Origin of the sequence: Hydrophilobacter chitinilyticus (assembly GCF_049860745.1) — a bacterium.
GTDB lineage: Bacteria > Pseudomonadota > Gammaproteobacteria > Burkholderiales > Burkholderiaceae_C > Rhodoferax_B.
Map to the genome: position 1 here is coordinate 5,141,069 of NZ_CP187561.1, position 17,209 is coordinate 5,158,277.

General features: G+C 59.0%; 19 protein-coding genes and 1 tRNA gene. 3 read left to right on the forward strand and 17 right to left on the reverse strand.

Annotated elements, in window-relative coordinates; all coding sequences use genetic code 11:
- Positions 1–2: 2 nt before the first annotated feature.
- Entirely contained in the window at positions 3–2,774 is a 2,772-nt protein-coding gene (gene secA, locus ACPWMG_RS22985) for a preprotein translocase subunit SecA (RefSeq protein ID WP_483301819.1), read from the reverse strand.
- A 144-nt stretch (positions 2,775–2,918) separates the two neighbouring features.
- Positions 2,919–3,887 (reverse strand): M23 family metallopeptidase, encoded by a 969-nt coding sequence (locus tag ACPWMG_RS22990; RefSeq protein ID WP_483301820.1) that lies wholly within the window; start codon positions 3,885–3,887, stop codon positions 2,919–2,921.
- A 70-nt stretch (positions 3,888–3,957) separates the two neighbouring features.
- Here ACPWMG_RS22990 and ACPWMG_RS22995 point away from each other — a divergent pair, with 70 nt between their 5' ends.
- Positions 3,958–4,263, forward strand: a complete 306-nt coding sequence (locus tag ACPWMG_RS22995) for a DciA family protein (protein WP_483301821.1) — start codon at positions 3,958–3,960, stop codon at positions 4,261–4,263.
- Between the two features lie 170 nt (positions 4,264–4,433).
- Here ACPWMG_RS22995 and ACPWMG_RS23000 read toward each other — a convergent pair.
- The 6 genes from ACPWMG_RS23000 to petA form a co-directional block, all read right to left on the reverse strand.
- Positions 4,434–4,509 (reverse strand) — tRNA-Thr (locus tag ACPWMG_RS23000).
- A 65-nt stretch (positions 4,510–4,574) separates the two neighbouring features.
- A complete protein-coding gene (locus ACPWMG_RS23005; RefSeq protein ID WP_483305317.1) occupies positions 4,575–5,123 on the reverse strand; it encodes a ClpXP protease specificity-enhancing factor in 549 nt (182 codons plus the stop codon).
- Positions 5,124–5,145: 22 nt separating this feature from the next.
- A complete protein-coding gene (locus tag ACPWMG_RS23010) occupies positions 5,146–5,757 on the reverse strand; it encodes a glutathione S-transferase N-terminal domain-containing protein (RefSeq protein ID WP_092758180.1) in 612 nt (203 codons plus the stop codon).
- A gap of 100 nt (positions 5,758–5,857) precedes the next feature.
- Positions 5,858–6,622 carry a cytochrome c1 gene (locus ACPWMG_RS23015; RefSeq protein ID WP_483301822.1) on the reverse strand — a complete coding sequence of 255 codons (765 nt, stop codon included), beginning with the start codon at positions 6,620–6,622 and terminating at the stop codon, positions 5,858–5,860.
- A 16-nt stretch (positions 6,623–6,638) separates the two neighbouring features.
- Positions 6,639–8,030 (reverse strand): cytochrome b, encoded by a 1,392-nt coding sequence (locus tag ACPWMG_RS23020; protein ID WP_483301823.1) that lies wholly within the window; start codon positions 8,028–8,030, stop codon positions 6,639–6,641.
- Between the two features lie 40 nt (positions 8,031–8,070).
- Positions 8,071–8,670 carry a ubiquinol-cytochrome c reductase iron-sulfur subunit gene (gene petA / locus ACPWMG_RS23025; RefSeq protein WP_483301824.1) on the reverse strand — a complete coding sequence of 200 codons (600 nt, stop codon included), beginning with the start codon at positions 8,668–8,670 and terminating at the stop codon, positions 8,071–8,073.
- Between the two features lie 161 nt (positions 8,671–8,831).
- On the opposite strand from petA, the gene mscL reads away from it, so the two are divergent.
- On the forward strand, positions 8,832–9,254 hold the full coding sequence (mscL, locus tag ACPWMG_RS23030; RefSeq protein ID WP_483301825.1) for a large conductance mechanosensitive channel protein MscL: 423 nt from the start codon (positions 8,832–8,834) through the stop codon (positions 9,252–9,254).
- A 65-nt stretch (positions 9,255–9,319) separates the two neighbouring features.
- On the opposite strand, the gene pdxA is transcribed toward mscL, so the two are convergent.
- From pdxA to ACPWMG_RS23045, 3 genes are read right to left on the reverse strand one after another with little or no spacing between them, the layout of a single operon-like run.
- Positions 9,320–10,408, reverse strand: coding sequence for a 4-hydroxythreonine-4-phosphate dehydrogenase PdxA (gene pdxA / locus ACPWMG_RS23035; RefSeq protein ID WP_483301826.1), 1,089 nt, complete (start codon positions 10,406–10,408; stop codon positions 9,320–9,322).
- Complete coding sequence (locus ACPWMG_RS23040) at positions 10,405–11,175, reverse strand: Nif3-like dinuclear metal center hexameric protein (RefSeq protein WP_483301827.1); 771 nt, start codon at positions 11,173–11,175, stop codon at positions 10,405–10,407. Before ACPWMG_RS23040 ends, pdxA begins: the two co-directional genes overlap by 4 nt.
- 50 nt (positions 11,176–11,225) lie before the next feature.
- Positions 11,226–12,566, reverse strand: a complete 1,341-nt coding sequence (locus ACPWMG_RS23045; protein WP_483301828.1) for an MFS transporter — start codon at positions 12,564–12,566, stop codon at positions 11,226–11,228.
- Positions 12,567–12,989: 423 nt separating this feature from the next.
- Here ACPWMG_RS23045 and ACPWMG_RS23050 point away from each other — a divergent pair, with 423 nt between their 5' ends.
- On the forward strand, positions 12,990–14,135 hold the full coding sequence (locus ACPWMG_RS23050; RefSeq protein WP_483301829.1) for a trypsin-like peptidase domain-containing protein: 1,146 nt from the start codon (positions 12,990–12,992) through the stop codon (positions 14,133–14,135).
- Positions 14,136–14,276: 141 nt separating this feature from the next.
- Here the strand turns inward: ACPWMG_RS23050 and tatC are convergent, their stop codons facing one another.
- From tatC to ACPWMG_RS23080, 6 genes are all read right to left on the reverse strand, one after another.
- Complete coding sequence (gene tatC, locus ACPWMG_RS23055) at positions 14,277–15,083, reverse strand: twin-arginine translocase subunit TatC (protein WP_483301830.1); 807 nt, start codon at positions 15,081–15,083, stop codon at positions 14,277–14,279.
- Positions 15,084–15,190: 107 nt separating this feature from the next.
- Positions 15,191–15,655, reverse strand: a complete 465-nt coding sequence (tatB, locus tag ACPWMG_RS23060) for a Sec-independent protein translocase protein TatB (protein WP_483301831.1) — start codon at positions 15,653–15,655, stop codon at positions 15,191–15,193.
- A 15-nt stretch (positions 15,656–15,670) separates the two neighbouring features.
- Positions 15,671–15,904 (reverse strand): Sec-independent protein translocase subunit TatA, encoded by a 234-nt coding sequence (tatA, locus tag ACPWMG_RS23065; RefSeq protein WP_422830939.1) that lies wholly within the window; start codon positions 15,902–15,904, stop codon positions 15,671–15,673.
- 114 nt (positions 15,905–16,018) lie between these two features.
- Complete coding sequence (locus tag ACPWMG_RS23070; RefSeq protein WP_483301832.1) at positions 16,019–16,387, reverse strand: histidine triad nucleotide-binding protein; 369 nt, start codon at positions 16,385–16,387, stop codon at positions 16,019–16,021.
- A 17-nt stretch (positions 16,388–16,404) separates the two neighbouring features.
- Entirely contained in the window at positions 16,405–16,794 is a 390-nt protein-coding gene (locus tag ACPWMG_RS23075) for a DUF4870 family protein (protein ID WP_483301833.1), read from the reverse strand.
- Between the two features lie 3 nt (positions 16,795–16,797).
- Positions 16,798–17,205: a phosphoribosyl-ATP diphosphatase gene (locus ACPWMG_RS23080; RefSeq protein WP_483301834.1), complete on the reverse strand. Its 408-nt coding sequence runs from the start codon at positions 17,203–17,205 to the stop codon at positions 16,798–16,800.
- Between the last annotated feature and the right edge of the window lie 4 nt (positions 17,206–17,209).

Below are 17,209 nucleotides of genomic sequence, written 5' to 3' on the forward strand. Positions count from 1 at the left end.
TATTAAGCCAGCTTACCGTGACAGGCTTTGTACTTCTTGCCGCTACCGCAAGGGCACGGGTCGTTGCGGCCCACATTGGCAAATTCAGCCCCGGCAGCCGCAGCAGTCGCACCTGCCACGGTGGTGGCGCCTTCAACTCGCGTTTCCACCTCACCGGACTCGTTGGGCGCGCTGTAGGTCACGTTGGCAATACCATCGCCGCGCTGCTCCAGCACTTCGGCGGCTTCAGCCGCTTGTTCGCTGGTTTGCACCTTCACGGTCATCAACACCTTGGTGACGTCGTTCTTCACGGCGTCGAGCAACTGGCCAAACAGCTCAAACGCTTCGCGCTTGTATTCTTGCTTGGGTTGCTTTTGTGCATAGCCGCGCAGGTGAATGCCTTGGCGCAGATAGTCCAACGCACTCAAGTGTTCACGCCAGTGCGAGTCCACGCTTTGCAGCAAGACCATGCGCTCAAACTGCGTGAAGTTGGCACCGCCTACCAAGTCGACCTTGGCCTGGAAGGAGTCGTTGGCGCTCTTCACCACACGTTCGACAATTTCTTCGTCGGTGATGGCCGTGGCACTTTGCACTTCCGCCGCCAAGGGCACTTCCAGCTGCCACTCATCACGCAAGGTGCGTTCGAGCGCAGGAATATCCCATTGCTCTTCCACGGACTCTGCGGGCACGTATTGGCGTACCACGTCTGTGAAGCAGCCTTCGCGCAGGCTGGCGATTTGCTCGGCCAAGTCACCGGCGTCCAGAATGTCGTTGCGCTGCTGGTAGATCACCTTGCGCTGGTCGTTGGAAACGTCGTCGTATTCCAGCAGCTGTTTGCGCACGTCGAAGTTGCGTGCTTCCACCTTGCGTTGCGCGCTCTCGATGCTGCGCGTCACGATGCCAGCTTCAATGGCCTCGCCTTCGGGCATCTTCAAACGGTCCATGATGGCGCGCACACGGTCGCCCGCGAAGATGCGCATCAGCGTGTCGTCCAGGCTCAGGTAGAAACGCGAAGAGCCCGGGTCGCCCTGACGGCCCGAACGGCCACGCAGTTGGTTGTCGATACGACGTGACTCGTGGCGCTCGGTGGCGATGATGCGCAGACCACCCAAGGCTTTCACCTTTTCATGGTCAGCAGCGGTTTGCGCACGCACACGTTCGATTTCAGCAGCCTTCGCGGCTTCGTCGAGCGTGGTGTCGTTTTCAACTTGTTCGAGGGCTTTCTCCAAGTTGCCGCCGAGCACGATGTCGGTACCACGGCCAGCCATGTTGGTGGCGATGGTGATCATCTTCGGGCGACCGGCTTGGGCCACGATGTCGGCTTCACGCGCGTGTTGCTTGGCGTTCAGCACCTGGTGCGGCAGGCCTTCTTTGTTGAGCAGCGCATCGATGATTTCCGAGTTCTCAATCGACGTGGTGCCCACCAGCACGGGTTGGCCGCGCTCGTAGCATTCGCGAATGTCTTGGATCGCCGCCTGGTATTTTTCGGCCGTGGTTTTGTACACGCGGTCGAGTTGGTCGTCGCGCTTGCTCGGGCGATTCGGTGGAATCACCACCGTTTCCAGGCCGTAGATTTCTTGGAATTCGTAGGCCTCGGTGTCGGCCGTGCCGGTCATGCCGGAGAGCTTGTTGTACAGGCGGAAGTAGTTCTGGAACGTGATCGACGCCATCGTCTGGTTTTCAGCCTGAATGGCCACGCCCTCTTTGGCTTCCACCGCTTGGTGCAAGCCATCACTCCAGCGGCGGCCCGTCATCAGGCGGCCGGTGAACTCGTCAACGATGACGATCTCGCCGTTTTGCACCACGTAATGCTGGTCTCGGTGGTACAGATGCTGGGCGCGAAGTGCCGCATACAGGTGATGCACCAGGCTGATGTTCGCAGGGTCGTACAGCGACGCACCTTGGGGAATCAAACCTTGTTCGAACAGAATGCGTTCGGCGTTTTCGTGGCCAGCTTCGGTCAAAAACACCTGATGCGACTTCTCGTCGATGGTGAAGTCACCGGGGGTGATGATGCCCTCGCCGGTGCGTGGGTCGGCTTCGCCTTCCTGGCGCGTCAGCAGCGGTACCACTTTGTGGATGGCCAGGTACAGTGCGGTGTGGTCTTCGGCTTGGCCGCTGATGATCAGCGGGGTGCGCGCTTCGTCGATCAGGATGGAGTCCACCTCGTCGATGATGGCGTAGTTCAACGCGCGCTGCACACGGTCATTCACCTCGTAAACCATGTTGTCACGCAGGTAGTCGAAGCCGTATTCGTTGTTGGTGCCGTAGGTGATGTCGGAGTTGTAAGCCGCCTGCTTGTCCTCACGCGGCATTTGCGGCAGGTTGATACCCACCGTCAAACCCAGGAAGTTATACAGGCGGGACATCCACGTCGCATCGCGGTTGGCGAGATAGTCGTTGACCGTGACCACGTGCACGCCCTTGCCTGACAACGCGTTCAGGTACACCGGCAGCGTGGCGGTCAGCGTCTTGCCTTCACCCGTGCGCATTTCGGAGATCTTGCCGTTGTGCAGCGACATGCCACCCAGCATCTGCACATCGAAGTGGCGCATCTTCATCACGCGCTTGGAGGCCTCACGCACCGTGGCAAAGGCTTCGGGCAAGATGGCGTCCAGCGTTTCCCCGGCGGCCACACGGTCTTTATAGACCTGGGTTTTGCCACGCAACTCATCGTCACTCAGTTTTTCGAACTGGGGCTCCAGGGCATTGATGCGCTCCAGAGTCTTGCGGTACTGCTTGAGCAGGCGCTGGTTGCGGCTACCGAAAATTTTGGTGAGGAAATTGGTGGTCATGTAAGCAAACTCTCCGCACCTGCCAAACCGACAGAGCCGAGAGCAAAATCCCTAAAACGTTTGGAACCAACTGAGGCCGCGGCGAAGAATCTCAAGCCACGGCCAGCGTGCGGTGACGATTTTCTTCGCCAAAACCGAACGATTTTACCTATGTGAAATAACGCGACCGGGTGTTGGGGCTGACTTCGCGGTCATGACGCCAGAATTTGGTAATTCTCGGCCCGCCGCAAGAAATTTTTCGGGGTTTTGCGGCACGCCTTGCACCAGCACTTCAAAGTGCAAATGTGGCCCTGTGGAGCGGCCGGTGGTGCCCACCTCGGCTATTTTTTGCCCGCGACGCACCAAGTCCCCCTTTTTCACCCACACCTTTGACGCATGGGCGTAGCGTGAGACCAATCCGTTGCCGTGGTCAATCTCCACCATCTGGCCGTACTCGGGGTGGTATTCCTGCGTCACCACCACACCGCCAGCGGCGGCCACGATAGGGTCACCTTGAGCAGCCTGAAAGTCCATTCCGGTGTGCAGCGCGGAGCGGCCGGTCAAGGGATCGATGCGCCAGCCAAATGGCGACCCCAGCACGCCGGTGGTACTCGGCATTTGCGTGGGAATCATCGATTTGCGGATTTTTTCGTCCAGCAAGCGGGACTCGACCATGGTCATCCAGTCGGAGCGCTGCTCTGCCGCCACATTCAGTTCTTGCAGCAATGCATCCAGCTCCTGCACCGACAGCGAGCGGCTGGCCACCAGCGCGCCGCCCTGCCCAGCCGTGGGGGCGCTGGGCTTGATGGTGCTGATGCCTGCCAGGCCCGACACCCGCTCACCCAACGAATCCAGCTGCGAGAGCCTGGCTTGCATCTCGCCCACTTTCTTCGCCATGGCATCTAGGTTCTCGCGCATGAAGCGCTCTCGCTGAGCCGCTTCGTCGTTCAACACAAAACGCCCCAGGCGCCCAGCACCCTCGCCCGCACCGGCCATCACCAGCCAGTGGTACACGCTGACCGTCATCAACATCAGCAAAACCGAGGCCACCACGCCCACCGCCAACAACCGGGTACCACTGAGATGGATGGCCCGGCTTCTGGCCAGCCAGGCATCCGTGATAATCAAGTGCATTCGCTCTTTCCCTTCATCACGCCAAGATCGCGCTCATTTCAGGCACTCTTGTGTCTCAAAACCGTCCACCATGCGCTATAGCCAACAAACCATCACCGCGCTGAAAGCGGCGGAAGACTCCCCGTCACTCAAGCGTTTGACGGCCTTGGTGAAGGACTCTTCACAACGGCTGAAAGCCATTGAACCCCTCATTCCCGCCACATTGCGCCCGCATATCAAGGCAGGGCCGATTGACGGCGACGTGTGGTGTCTGCTGGTAGAAAGCTCTGCCGCGTCTGCCAAGCTGAGGCAACTTGCACCGGCGCTGCTCGCACATCTGCGCACGAAGGGGTGGCAGGTTACTTCAATTCGGCTCAAGGTTCAATTGAAGAACTGAGCCGCTAGGTTTCTAGGGCGGGATTGACGAGTTGGCTGATGACGAAGCCCAAACGAAAAAAGCAGCACGAGGCTGCTTTTGAGACGACTTTTGAACCCAAGCGCTGACGTTACTAAGCGCGACTAAGGACTAAAGTTTGAAACGCTTGGTGCGTTATGGGATAAGTTGAATGGTGCCGATTGTCGGAATCGAACTGACGACCTACCGCTTACAAGGCGGGTGCTCTACCAACTGAGCTAAATCGGCAACAGCGCCGCATTTTACAGATTCCTTTGCAGGTTTCTGGCTGCAACAAAAACTTACTTCAAACCTTACTTGACGCGCTTCAACGCCGGCCGTGGGCCTGGACCACGGGGCGGTGGGGGCTCGGGTGCATCTTCAGCGGAAGACGAAGACGAGCCATCAACCAGTCCTAGCGGCACGATGTTGGAGTTGCTCTCCTCGACAGAGATTTCCTCCTCATCAGGCGCAGCATCTGGTACCGAGCGCAGCGCGTTCTTCGAAGCCGCTGGCTCGTCGCTGCGCACTGCGGGCGCGGCGACAGGCGCTGGAAACGCCATGCCCTGCCCGTTTTCACGCGCATAGATAGCGATGACACGGCCCACGGGCACCAAGATTTCCCGAGCGGTGCCAGCAAAGCGGGCTTTGAATTCAATGAATTCATTACCCAACTTAAGCGAGCTGGTGGCATCAAAACTGATGTTGAGGACGATTTCGCCGTCTTTCACATACTCCCTCGGCACCTGCACGGAATCGTCCACCAACACCGCCACGTAGGGCGTAAAACCGTTGTCAGTGCACCATTCATACAGCGCCCGAATCAGATAGGGGCGGGTCGACGTCGATTCCAATGCATTCATCATCAGTTGGGGCCGATCAAGCTTACTTCCGCATCACTTTTTCAGATGGCGTCAGCGCTTCGATGTAGGCCGGGCGCGAGAAAATACGCTCAGCATACTTCAACAATGGCGCAGCGTTCTTGCTCAGGTCGATGCCATAGAAGTCCAGACGCCACAGCAACGGTGCGATGGCCACGTCGAGCATGGAGAAGTTTTCGCCCAACATGTACTTGTTCTTCAAGAACACGGGAGCGAGTTGCGTCAAACGGTCGCGGATGTGGGCACGGGCTTTTTCCAGGGCTTTTTCGTTGCCCTTGGAAGCGCGCGACTCCAGCAAACCGACGTGCACAAACAGTTCCTTCTCGAAATTGAGCAGGAACAGGCGCACACGGGCGCGGTCGACAGGGTCGCCAGGCATCAGTTGTGGGTGCGGGAAGCGCTCGTCGATGTACTCGTTGATGATGTTCGATTCATACAGAATCAAATCGCGCTCAACCAGGATAGGCACCTGGCCGTACGGGTTCATCACGTTGATGTCTTCTGGTTTGTTATACAGATCCACATCACGGATTTCAAAGTCCATGCCCTTTTCGAACAAGACGAAACGGCAGCGATGAGAAAACGGGCAAGTGGTTCCCGAATAAAGCACCATCATGGCAACAAGCTCCTAAAAATCAAAAGAGTGGGAGGTCGTGCAGACGTCCCACTCTGAAAAAGCCGCTAACGCCAAATTGGCGTAACAGACTCGCTCTTAACTACTTGACGTCTTTCCAGAACGCGGCATTCAAACGCCACGCAATGAAGGTAAACACGCCAAGAAAAATCATTACCCAAACGCCCACCCGCACGCGGGTGTTCTGCGCCGGCTCGGCCATCCACTGCAGGTACGAGACCAGATCACCGGTCGCTTGGTCAAACGCTAGCGGCGACATGGTACCCGGCTTCACTTGCTCCCACCCTTTGAACACATGCTCTTCGTGCCCGTGCTCGCTCATGACCTCATATATGGGCTTGCGCTCACCTTGCAACTCCCACAGGGGGTTGGGCATGGCCACCGACGGAAACACCATGTTGTTCCAGCCTGTGGCCTTGGTGTCGTCGCGGTAGTAACTGCGCAGGTAGGTGTAGAGGTAGTCAGCCCCTGTTCCGCCGTGGCCCGCGCGTGAGCGCGAAATCACAGTGAGGTCGGGTGGATTGGCCCCAAACCAGTCTTTCGCCTGTTTGGGATCGATCGCCGCCCGCATGGTTTCGCCGACTTTATCGGTCGTGAACAGGAGATTATCCTTGATCTGCTGATCACTGAGTCCAATGTCCTTTAAACGGTTGAACCGCATGAAGGCTGCCGAGTGGCAATTGAGACAGTAATTGACGAACAATTTAGCGCCGTTTTGCAGCGCTACCACGTCGTTGGTACGGTTCGGCGCCTTGTCCCAGGCAAAGCCGCCTTCGGAGGCTTGCACTCCGGCCACCACACCAGCCACCAGCCACACACCTGCCAACAATTGTTTGATTTTTTTCATCGTCTAGCTCTCCGGCTTAGTGCGCAGCAAAATTAACGCGTTGGGGCACGGGCTTGGTTTCGCCCTTGGCGCTCCACCATGGCATCAGCAGGAAGAAGCCGAAGTAGAACAAGGTGCCGATTTGCGAAATCCGTTCACCCGCAGGTGACGGTGGCTGCACGCCCAGGTAACCCAGGACGAAGAAATCGACCACAAAAATGGCGTAGATGTATTTGTGCCAGCTAGGACGGTAGCGAATCGACTTGACGCCGCAGTTATCCAGCCAAGGCAAGAAGAACAGAATAATGACGGCACCGCCCATGATCACCACGCCCCAGAACTTGGCGTCCGTGCTGTACATGAAGGCACACACACCCAGGGCCACAACCAACGCCACGCCCTTGACCAATGCAGGCAAGCGGGTTTTTACGGCGGTGAAAACAGCCGTGCCTAGCACGCAAGCCATCAGCACGTACTTCATTTCATCGGTGATGGCGCGCAGCATCGAGTAGAACGGCGTGAAGTACCAGACGGGGGCAATGTGCGCCGGCGTCTTCAGCGAGTCGGCTGGAATGAAGTTGTTGTACTCCAAGAAGTAGCCGCCAAACTCAGGGGCGAAGAAGATCACCGCCGAGAACGCCATCAAGAACACTGCCACACCCAGAATGTCGTGCACCGTGTAGTACGGGTGGAACGGAATACCGTCGAGTGGGTGGCCGTCTGCGCCCTTGGTGGCCTTGATTTCAATGCCGTCGGGGTTGTTCGAGCCGACTTCATGCAGCGCAATGATGTGCGCTGCCACTAGGCCCAACAGCACCAGCGGCACTGCAATCACGTGGAAGCTAAAGAAACGGTTCAACGTGGCGTCGCCCACCACGTAGTCGCCACGGATCAGCAGCGCCAGATCTGGGCCAATGAACGGAATGGCAGCAAACAGGTTCACGATCACCTGCGCACCCCAGTAGCTCATCTGGCCCCATGGCAGCAGGTAACCCATGAAGGCTTCGGCCATCAGGCACAGGAAGATGGCGCAACCGAAGATCCACACCAGCTCACGTGGCTTGCGGTAGCTGCCGTACAACAGCCCGCGGAACATGTGCAGGTAGACCACCACAAAGAACGCCGAGGCGCCCGTGGAGTGCATGTAGCGGATGAGCCAACCCCAGGGCACATCGCGCATGATGTATTCAACGGAGGCGAATGCCAGCGTGGCCTCAGGCTTGTAGTGCATGACGAGGAAAATCCCCGTCACGATCTGGATCACCAGCACCAACATGGCCAGCGAGCCAAAGAAGTACCAGAAGTTGAAGTTCTTGGGCGCGTAGTACTCGCTCAAGTGCTCTTTGTAGAGCTTGGATGCCGGAAAACGGTTATCAACCCAATTCAACAACTTTGCAGAGGCTGGTGCGTTGGGGGAAATTTCATTCATTTCTGCCACGGTATGCTCCGGTAGAACGTGCGGTCAAGAATCAGGCTTTTTTGTCTTCGCCAATCAACAAGCGGGTGTCCGTCACAAACATGTGCGGCGGCACCTCGAGGTTGTCTGGCGCAGGCTTGTTCTTGAACACACGGCCGGCCATATCGAAGGTGGAACCATGGCAAGGGCAGAGAAAACCGCCCTCCCAGTTGTCAGGCAAGGACGGCTGGGCGCCCTTCTGGAATTTGTCGGATGGAGAACAGCCCAGATGCGGGCAAATGCCTACCGCGACAAAAATTTCTGGTTTGATGGAACGGCCTTCGTTGCGCGCATAGGCTGGCGTCAACTCATCGGGCTTGCGCAGAGACTTGGGGTCTGCCAACTCCGGGTCGTTCTTGGGCAAATCGGCCAGCATCTCTGGCGTACGCTTCACGATCCAAACGGGCTTGCCGCGCCATTCGACCGTTAACTTCTCCCCTGGCTTTAGGTTCGAAATATCCACCTCTACGGCAGCCCCCGCTGCTCTCGCCCTCTCCGATGGGCTAAAGGAACTGACAAAGGGTACGGCTACGGCAACTCCGCCTACCGCCCCAGCGCAACCTGACGCAATCATCCACGTCCGTTTGCTGCTGTCGACTTGTGTCTCGCTCATGGGGAAGATCCTCAATGATCGTCGTTGTAATTTTTCGCCAAAATGATTGTAGCGGAGCGATTACAAACATCTCAACGTGCTTACCAGGGTAGAACGTTGCAAGCGCATCATTTTGTGGACAATAGGTGCTCGTATCAACGATTGAATGAGAGTGAACACAAATGGGAATGCTGAAAGAATTTAAAGAGTTCGCCGTCAAAGGCAACGTCATCGATCTGGCCGTCGGCGTGATCATCGGCGGCGCATTTGGCAAGATCGTCGACTCGGTGGTGGCTGACCTGATCATGCCCATCGTGGGCCTGGTCTTCGGCAAGCTCGATTTCTCGAACATGTTTGTGGTGTTGGGTACGGTGCCGCCAGATGTCGCGATGAACTATGACGCTCTGAAAAAAGCCGGCGTGCCACTGTTGGCTTATGGCCACTTTCTCACCATTGCAGTCAACTTCGTCATCTTGGCCTTCATCATTTTCATGATGATCAAGCAGGTCAACCGTCTGAAGAAAGATGTGCCGCCTGAGGCACCTCCAGCCACACCAGAAGACGTGGTGCTGCTGCGCGAAATCCGCGATAGCCTGAAGAAATAAGCAAAAAGAAAGGGGCTCGCGAGCCCCTTTCTTTCGCCCTTTTTGAGCTTGTTCTACCCGCGCGCTTACGCTGCAGCAGGCCCCAACAGTTGCCGGGCCATGTGCAATGCCTCGATCAGGCTGGCTGCGCTGGCCTGGCCGGTACCGGCAATATCAAACGCCGTGCCGTGGTCTGGACTGGTGCGCACCAGCGGCAAGCCCAGCGTTACATTCACACCTTTGTCGACACCCAGGTACTTCACCGGGATCAAGCCCTGGTCGTGGTACATCGCGACCACCACATCAAACTCACCAGGCTGGCTGTTCTTGGCACGGGCGCGCATGAACACGGTGTCGGGTGCAAACGGACCATGTACATCCAACCCTTCGGCACGGGCAGCAGCGATGGCGGGTTGAATTGTTTCCAGCTCCTCTCGGCCAAACAATCCGCCCTCACCCGCATGCGGATTCAAGCCAGCCACAGCAATGCGCGGGGCTCGGCCTAAGCTTGCCGCAACCGACTTGTGTGTGATGCGCAAAGTCTGCAGCACGTTATCAAAGGTGACGGCCTCGATGGCATCGCGCAACGAGATGTGGATGCTCACCAGCACCGTGCGCAACTCGTCATTCGCCAGCATCATGCGCACCGGGACATCGCTAATGGGCTGTTGTAAATAAGCTGCAGATTCAGCCTGCAGCAGCTCGGTGTGGCCCGGAAACGCCACGCCAGCCGCCGACAAAGCCTCTTTGTGCAACGGTGCGGTGACCAAAGCGGCCACTTCGCCACGCAATGCCGCGCGTGCCGCCCACTCCACGGCATCGGCCGCAGCGCGTCCAGCGGCCGCGCTCACGACGCCCATTGCAATCTGCAATGGACCGAGGGGCTGCGTGATCTGCAGCACCGGAATACAACTCGGTGGAACCATCCACACTTGCGCCGCGTTTTCGATGACGGCCACCGGCAGCGGCACCGCACCGTGCGGGCACACGATACGACTGGCTTCACGCATCGTGGCCACGTCTCCCGCCACGAAACTTCCACGCGTCAACGAAGGCGCTTCACGGTAGGTCTTGGCAATGATTTCGGGGCCGATGCCGGCCGGGTCACCCAGCGTGATGGCCAACGGTAAAGCGGTGGATGGCGTGGGCACAGCAGTACGTATCACGGGACTCATGCCGGGTTATCAATATCGATGAAACTGTGCGCCAAACCCAGTTGCCCGGCCACGTGTGCTGCTACAGCGGGTGCACCATACCGTTCACTCGCGTGGTGACCACAGGCGATGAAAGTCACACCGCACTCGCGCGCGTAATGCGCCTGCGGCTCCGAGATTTCGCCGGTGATGAAAGCCTGGGCGCCAGCGGCAATCGCCGCTTCAAAGTACGACTGCGCGCCGCCCGTGCACCATGCTACGTTTTGAATAGCACCTTGCGCACCAGGGATAAGCGTCACAGGCCGTTTTAAGCATAACTCCACGTGGGCCGCCAAGGCATCGCTACTGGCAAACGCGCTGCCGTCGCTGCGCTGGCCCAGAAAACCCAGGTCGTTATCGCCAAAGCGTCCGCCCTCGGCTGGCGTGCTCAAACCCAATTGCAAACCCAGTTGCGCGTTGTTGCCCAGCGTGGGGTGCGCGTCCAACGGCAGGTGGTAGGCAAAGAGATTGATGTCGTGCGCCAGCAGCAAGGCCAAGCGCTGCTTCATCCAGCCCGTGACAACGCCGCTTTGGCCGCGCCAGAACAAACCGTGGTGCACAAAGATAGCGTCCGCTTTCGCTTCAATCGCGGCTTCAATCAGCGCGCGGCTGGCAGTGACGCCCGAGACGATGCGCTGGATCTCGGGCTTGCCCTCGACTTGCAGGCCGTTAGGGCCGTAGTCTTTGAAGCGGGCGGGCTGCAGCAGCGTGTCAAACGCCTGCAGCAATTCCAAACGGGTGGTACTCATGCTGTGATTGTCTCAGCCTCACCACCCGCTTGCGGCAATCAGGCCCGGAATCAGGCCTTGTGGGCCTGCGTTTCCATGTGGCTGCGCGACGAGATCGGCAGCAAGCCCAGCAACAAGCCTAAAGCAGCCAAGGCCGCGACATAGTGCGCGGGCGCCAGCACGTCTTTCTGCAACCACAGCGAAATCACGATCGGCGTGGCACCACCAAAGATGGCGTAAGACATGTTGTAGGCGAACGACAAGCCAGAGAACCGCACAGCGGCCGGGAAGGCGCGCACACCAATCACCGGCACCAGCGAGATCGAGCCAACGAACAGACCGACCAGGCCATAGGTCAACACCAGCGACGTCGGCGTGCCTGGCAGGCCGTGGTAGAACAGGTACGACGTGAGCAGCAAACCGCCATAACCCACGATCATCATGGCGCGGGTGCCGAAGCGGTCAGCGCCCCACCCCATCAGCGCGCAGCCGATGGTCAGCGTCAATGTGGCAAAGGCATTGGCCCACAGCGACAGCTGTGGCGACACGCCATGCACTTTTTGCAGGTAGCTCGGCGTCATCAACACCACCACCACGATGGCGGCGGACAGCACCCAAGTCAGCAGGCCCACCACCACCACGGCCGCGCGGTGGTCGCGCAGAATGGTTTTGAGGGGCAATTCGGCGTCGACCTTGCGGCGCTCGGCCAGTTGCTTGAAGACGGGTGTCTCATGCAAAAAGCGGCGCAGGTAGACCGACACAAAGCCAAACACGCCACCCAAGATGAATGGAATGCGCCAGGCGAAGTCGTTCACTTCGGCCGGCAAGTAGTAGGTGTTGATGCCCACGGCCACCAGCGAACCCAGCAAAATGCCGCCGGTGATGCCCGCCGTCAGAGTGCCCACGGCAAAGCCGTAGCGGTGCGATGGCACGTGTTCAGCCACAAACACCCAGGCGCCTGGCATTTCGCCTCCAATGGCAGCGCCTTGCAACACGCGCATCGCCAGCAGCAGCAAAGGTGCCGCCACGCCAATGCTGGCGTAGGTGGGCAACAGGCCGATGACCAGCGTGGGCAGTGCCATCAAGAAAATGCTCAAGGTGAACATGCGCTTGCGGCCGAGCACGTCGCCAAAGTGGGCGATCAAAATACCGCCGAGGGGGCGCGACAGGTAGCCGGCGGCGAAGATGCCAAAGGTTTGCAACTGGCGCATCCAGTCCGGCATTTCGGCCGGGAAGAACAGGTGGCCGAGTACGTTGGCAAAAAACACGTAGACCACGAAGTCGTAAAACTCCAGCGTGCCGCCCAGGGCAGACAGGCTCAGCGTACGGACGTCACCACGTGACAAGGAAGGCGACAACGAAGTCGCGGCAGGGGCCTTGGCGCCTGCGGTAAGCGAAGGGGAAGCGGACATCTTGAATCTTTAAGCAGGGACCAGTAACGGAACTGCTGCGCGAAAGAACGTGAGCTCACGATCTAAGCGATGCCAAGGATGGAGACACCGCAGCCAAGCGGCCATTCAGAAGAAACCCGGGGGTGGAGGGCCAAGCGGGCGCGGGAGCGGATGGCTCTGGCGCGAGGAACGGATCAGGCTGGCACAGACTGTTTCAAATATTATAGGTGTTTACCCGATTCCACACCGGTAGCATAGGCACTGCCCGAGCGGCAGTGTCGACAAGCGTTCCACCGCATGACAACCACCGCCCGGGCCCACTCGTTGTGAGGGCTGCGCGGTTGCAGTTCTCAACGACAATCCATCAGCTTATTCGCCTACCCGTGCGCCGCCCAAAAGGCGACACCACGGCCCCTTTTGCTCACTTTGCAAGCATCCACAACCATGAAGCGCCTTTGGCTCGTTTTTGCCCAATCCGTCACCGTCCTGCTGGCCGCCTATTTTGTGGTGGCCACGCTCAAGCCCGAATGGGTAGGCCGCCCCACACGCGGCGGCTTTGGCTCGGTGTCGTTGATTGAAGCGCCCGCCTCCACCAGCACGGCACCAGTGGCCGGCAGCTTCAGTGCCGCCGCGCGCCAAGCGTCTCCCGCCGTGGTCAGCATCAACACCAGCAAGATGGCCGCGCGCGACCCGCGCTCCAACGACCCGTGGTTTCGCTTCTTCTTTGGCGACCAGGGCAACCAAACCCAGGCGGGCTTGGGCAGCGGCGTGATCGTCAGCCCCAACGGCTACATCCTGACCAACAACCACGTGGTCGAAGGCGCCGATGCGATCGAAGTCATCTTGACCGACAGCCGCCACGTCACCGCCAAAGTGATCGGCACCGACCCCGATACCGACCTGGCCGTGTTGAAGATCGACCTCGACAAGCTGCCGGTGATCGTGCTCGGCAACTCCGACGCTTTGCTGGTGGGCGACCAGGTGCTGGCCATCGGCAACCCATTTGGCGTGGGCCAAACCGTGACCAGCGGCATCGTCAGCGCGCTGGGCCGCAACCAACTGGGCATCAACACGTTTGAGAACTTCATCCAGACCGACGCCGCCATCAACCCCGGCAACTCGGGCGGCGCGCTGGTCGACGTGAACGGCAACCTGATGGGCATCAACACCGCCATCTACTCGCGCTCGGGCGGCAGCATGGGCATTGGTTTCGCCATTCCGGTGGCCACCGCCAAGCTGGTGTTGGAGGGCATCGTCACCGAAGGCCAGGTGCGCCGTGGCTGGATTGGTGTGGAACCGAACGAGTTGTCACCAGAGCTGGCCGAAACCTTTGGCGTGAAAGCCGACCAGGGCGTGATCATCACCGGCGTGCTGCAAAACGGCCCTGCGGCCAAAGCCGGCATTCGCCCGGGCGATGTGATCACCACCGTGGCCGACAAAAACGTGCACAACGTGTCTGAACTGTTGAGCAGCGTGGCTGCACTGAAACCCGGCACGGCCGCCACGTTTGAAGTGCTGCGCCAGAGCAGCAAGCTCACGCTGGAAGTGACACCTGGCCTGCGGCCCACACCGCAGCGCCCCGCGCGCTAAGGCCGCGAAAAACATCGACAAGCATCAACACCAAAACAAAGGGCCGCAAATGCGGCCCTTTGTTTTTACTATTCATTTAATAGCTATCGTCGCTCACCAATACAGCGTAAACGGCGGCTTTTCCTTAACCCTTAAACAAACTCAAGCGTCGCTGGCCTTGGCCTCGCCTTCGACCTCATCTTCCGGCGCCTTGGTGTGGACGATAAAGAACTGCGCAGCACGAATGCCAATCTCGTACAACAGGCACATCGGCACGGCCAGCGCCAGTTGTGACACCACATCCGGCGGCGTCACGATGGCGGCAATGATGAACGCCAGCACCACGAAGTAGCCACGGAAAGCCTTGAGTTTGTCGATGCTCACAATGCCCATGCGCGCCAGCACGATCACCACAATCGGCACCTCGAACGCCAAGCCAAAGGCCAGGAACATCGTCAGCACGAAGCTCAGATAAGCCTCGATATCAGGCGCGGCGGTGATGCTCTTGGGCGCAAAGCTCTGAATGAACTTGAACACCTGGCCGAACACAAAGAAATAACAAAACGCCACGCCGACAAAAAACAGCAGCGTGCTGGAGATCACCAACGGCAACACCAAGCGGCGTTCATGCTTGTACAGGCCCGGCGCCACAAACGCCCAGATTTGCCACAGCACGATCGGCAAGGCAATCAAGAATGCCGCCATGAACATGATCTGCAACGGCACCAGGAACGGCGAGATCACCGATGTGGCGATCAGCGTGGCACCTTTGGGCAACGTGGCCACCAGCGGCGCGGCCAGCAGGTCGTACAGCGCACCAGGGCCAGGGAACACCGACAGCACCCCTGCGGCCACGGCCACAGCAATGATGGCCTTGATCAGCCGGTCACGCAGCTCCACCAGGTGCTGCACAAAGGGCTGCTCGGTGCCGGCAAGCTCGTCTTCTTCTGGTTTCTGCGGGTCGGACATGGTGGGAGAAAAATGGAAATCAGGCCGGTGCTGGACCGGAAGCACACCCCGCAAACGCCAACCCGCTGGGCGGGAAAACGGTGGGATGAAGAGAAAGACCGGTCAACTTAATTGATTTTTTGCGGACGGTAACGCGCCACCCGTGCCGCGCCAGACAAGGCCTTGGTGCGCACACCCGCGCGCGCCTTGTACCACTGCGGCATGGCGCCCTGCTTGACACGCCAGTTCTTCTTGGGGTGCTTGTATTCGGGATAGTGGACGTACGGTTCGTCGGCCAGGCTGCTGGCCGAGTAGTCGCTGGTACCGGAGATGGACTGCTCAAACTCGCTGGCGCTGGTTTGCACCGAAGTGTGCACATCGCGGGCGGCGCCCTCGATGGTGTCCTTCATCTTCTTCAGCTCGTCCAGGTCCATCGAGCGATTGACCTCGGCCTTCACGTCCGACACATAGCGCTGCGCCTTGCCAAGCAGAGTGCCCACCGTGCGCGCCACGCGCGGCAACTTCTCAGGCCCGATGACCACCAAGGCCACCGCGCCGATCAGCGCCATTTTGGATATGCCGATATCAATCACGCGCGTTCGCCTTGCTTAAGACTTGGTCTTGGCTTCGACGTCGATGGTGGTCTTTTCAGCGGCAGCAGCGTTAGCCACTTGGCCGGCCGGCTTGTCTTCAGGCGTGGTGGAGCCCTCTTTCATGCCGTCTTTGAAGCCCTTGACCGCACCGCCGAGGTCGCCGCCGATGTTCTTCAGCTTCTTGGTGCCGAACACCATGACCACGATCAACAACACGATCAACCAATGCCAGATAGAAAACGAACCCATGGTGAACTCCTAACAATTTGTCTTGATTTTAGTCGGCTGCACAGGTCTCACCTGCGCGCCGTACGGAATTTGACCCTGGTAGTGACCCAGGGTTCAATGCTTCATTACCCCTCATCACCCCTTCAGCCACGGGCGTGGACCGCCAATGACGTGAAAGTGCAAGTGGTGAATCTCTTGGCCGCCCTCGTCGCCGGTGTTGGCCACCACGCGAAAGCCGCCGGTGGGGTACGGATTACAGCCCTGCTCCGCCGCCAGCTTCGGCGCCAGCGTCATGATGTGACCGAGCAACGGCGCATGTTCAGGTGTGACCTGCGCCAACGACGGGATATGCGCCTTGGGCACCATCAAAAAGTGCACCGGTGCCCAGGGGTGGATGTCGTGGAAGGCGAAGACTTGGTCGTCTTCATACACCTTGCGCGATGGGATCTGGCCCGCAATGATTTTGCAGAACAAACAATTGGGATCGTGGTTCACATCAGGCATGAGGGTCAACTAAAGGTTCAGAGGCCAACCGGCTGGCTGGCGTTCATGGCCACCATGCCGCGCACGATGCGGTACAGGAACCAAATGGAGATGATGCCCCAGGCCACAAAGCCAGGCAGCAAAAACAGCAAGAACAACGGGAAGGTGATCACATAGAACACACCAGCCCACAGCACCGAGCGGATGCGCCACGAGAAGTGGCTGGCCTGCCAGGTGCCTTCGGCCTCGGGTTTTTTCACCAGATCGATGATCAACGCGACGATCAGCAAAAACACACCGGGCTGTGCCCCCGGCAATACCGTGCCCACCGCGACGATCAGGTGCAACAAATAGCTCACCCAGCCAATCGACTTGAGGGACTGGGCTTTCTCGCTGTCTTTCACCTGCACGTCGACGATGTCGTCCATGGTTTAGCCTTTGTCTTCCAACTCTTCACGGTCCTGCGCTTTGCGCAGGGCTTTTTCTTCAATGCCGCTGGTGCCTTCACGGCGCTCCAGTTCGGCAATCACGTCCGCCGGCTTCAACCCGTAGTGCGCCAGCGCAATCATCGAGTGGAACCACAAGTCGGCCACTTCGTAGACCAGCTTTTGCGGGTCGCCGCCGTGGTCCACATCCTTGGCGGCCATCACCGTCTCGGTGGCTTCTTCGCCAATTTTCTTCAAAAACGCGTCCGGGCCTTTGTGCAATAGCCGTGCCACGTAGCTGGCCGAAGGGTCGCCACCGGCGCTGGGTTTGCGCGATTCGATGACGGCGGCCAAGCGGGCCAGCGCATCTTGCGAGATGGACGACGTGGCCGAAGAAGTAGAAGAAGAACTCATGCGC

Bases quoted from the DNA above. Each gene is read 5' to 3' on its own strand.
- secA (WP_483301819.1), bottom strand. From the start codon at position 2,774: ATGACCACCAATTTCCTCACCAAAATTTTCGGTAGCCGCAACCAGCGC.
- ACPWMG_RS22990 (WP_483301820.1), bottom strand. From the start codon at position 3,887: ATGCACTTGATTATCACGGATGCCTGGCTGGCCAGAAGCCGGGCCATC.
- ACPWMG_RS22995 (WP_483301821.1), top strand. From the start codon at position 3,958: ATGCGCTATAGCCAACAAACCATCACCGCGCTGAAAGCGGCGGAAGAC.
- ACPWMG_RS23005 (WP_483305317.1), bottom strand. From the start codon at position 5,123: ATGAATGCATTGGAATCGACGTCGACCCGCCCCTATCTGATTCGGGCG.
- ACPWMG_RS23010 (WP_092758180.1), bottom strand. From the start codon at position 5,757: ATGATGGTGCTTTATTCGGGAACCACTTGCCCGTTTTCTCATCGCTGC.
- ACPWMG_RS23015 (WP_483301822.1), bottom strand. From the start codon at position 6,622: ATGAAAAAAATCAAACAATTGTTGGCAGGTGTGTGGCTGGTGGCTGGT.
- ACPWMG_RS23020 (WP_483301823.1), bottom strand. From the start codon at position 8,030: ATGAATGAAATTTCCCCCAACGCACCAGCCTCTGCAAAGTTGTTGAAT.
- petA (WP_483301824.1), bottom strand. From the start codon at position 8,670: ATGAGCGAGACACAAGTCGACAGCAGCAAACGGACGTGGATGATTGCG.
- mscL (WP_483301825.1), top strand. From the start codon at position 8,832: ATGGGAATGCTGAAAGAATTTAAAGAGTTCGCCGTCAAAGGCAACGTC.
- pdxA (WP_483301826.1), bottom strand. From the start codon at position 10,408: ATGAGTCCCGTGATACGTACTGCTGTGCCCACGCCATCCACCGCTTTA.
- ACPWMG_RS23040 (WP_483301827.1), bottom strand. From the start codon at position 11,175: ATGAGTACCACCCGTTTGGAATTGCTGCAGGCGTTTGACACGCTGCTG.
- ACPWMG_RS23045 (WP_483301828.1), bottom strand. From the start codon at position 12,566: ATGTCCGCTTCCCCTTCGCTTACCGCAGGCGCCAAGGCCCCTGCCGCG.
- ACPWMG_RS23050 (WP_483301829.1), top strand. From the start codon at position 12,990: ATGAAGCGCCTTTGGCTCGTTTTTGCCCAATCCGTCACCGTCCTGCTG.
- tatC (WP_483301830.1), bottom strand. From the start codon at position 15,083: ATGTCCGACCCGCAGAAACCAGAAGAAGACGAGCTTGCCGGCACCGAG.
- tatA (WP_422830939.1), bottom strand. From the start codon at position 15,904: ATGGGTTCGTTTTCTATCTGGCATTGGTTGATCGTGTTGTTGATCGTG.
- ACPWMG_RS23070 (WP_483301832.1), bottom strand. From the start codon at position 16,387: ATGCCTGATGTGAACCACGATCCCAATTGTTTGTTCTGCAAAATCATT.
- ACPWMG_RS23075 (WP_483301833.1), bottom strand. From the start codon at position 16,794: ATGGACGACATCGTCGACGTGCAGGTGAAAGACAGCGAGAAAGCCCAG.
- ACPWMG_RS23080 (WP_483301834.1), bottom strand. From the start codon at position 17,205: ATGAGTTCTTCTTCTACTTCTTCGGCCACGTCGTCCATCTCGCAAGAT.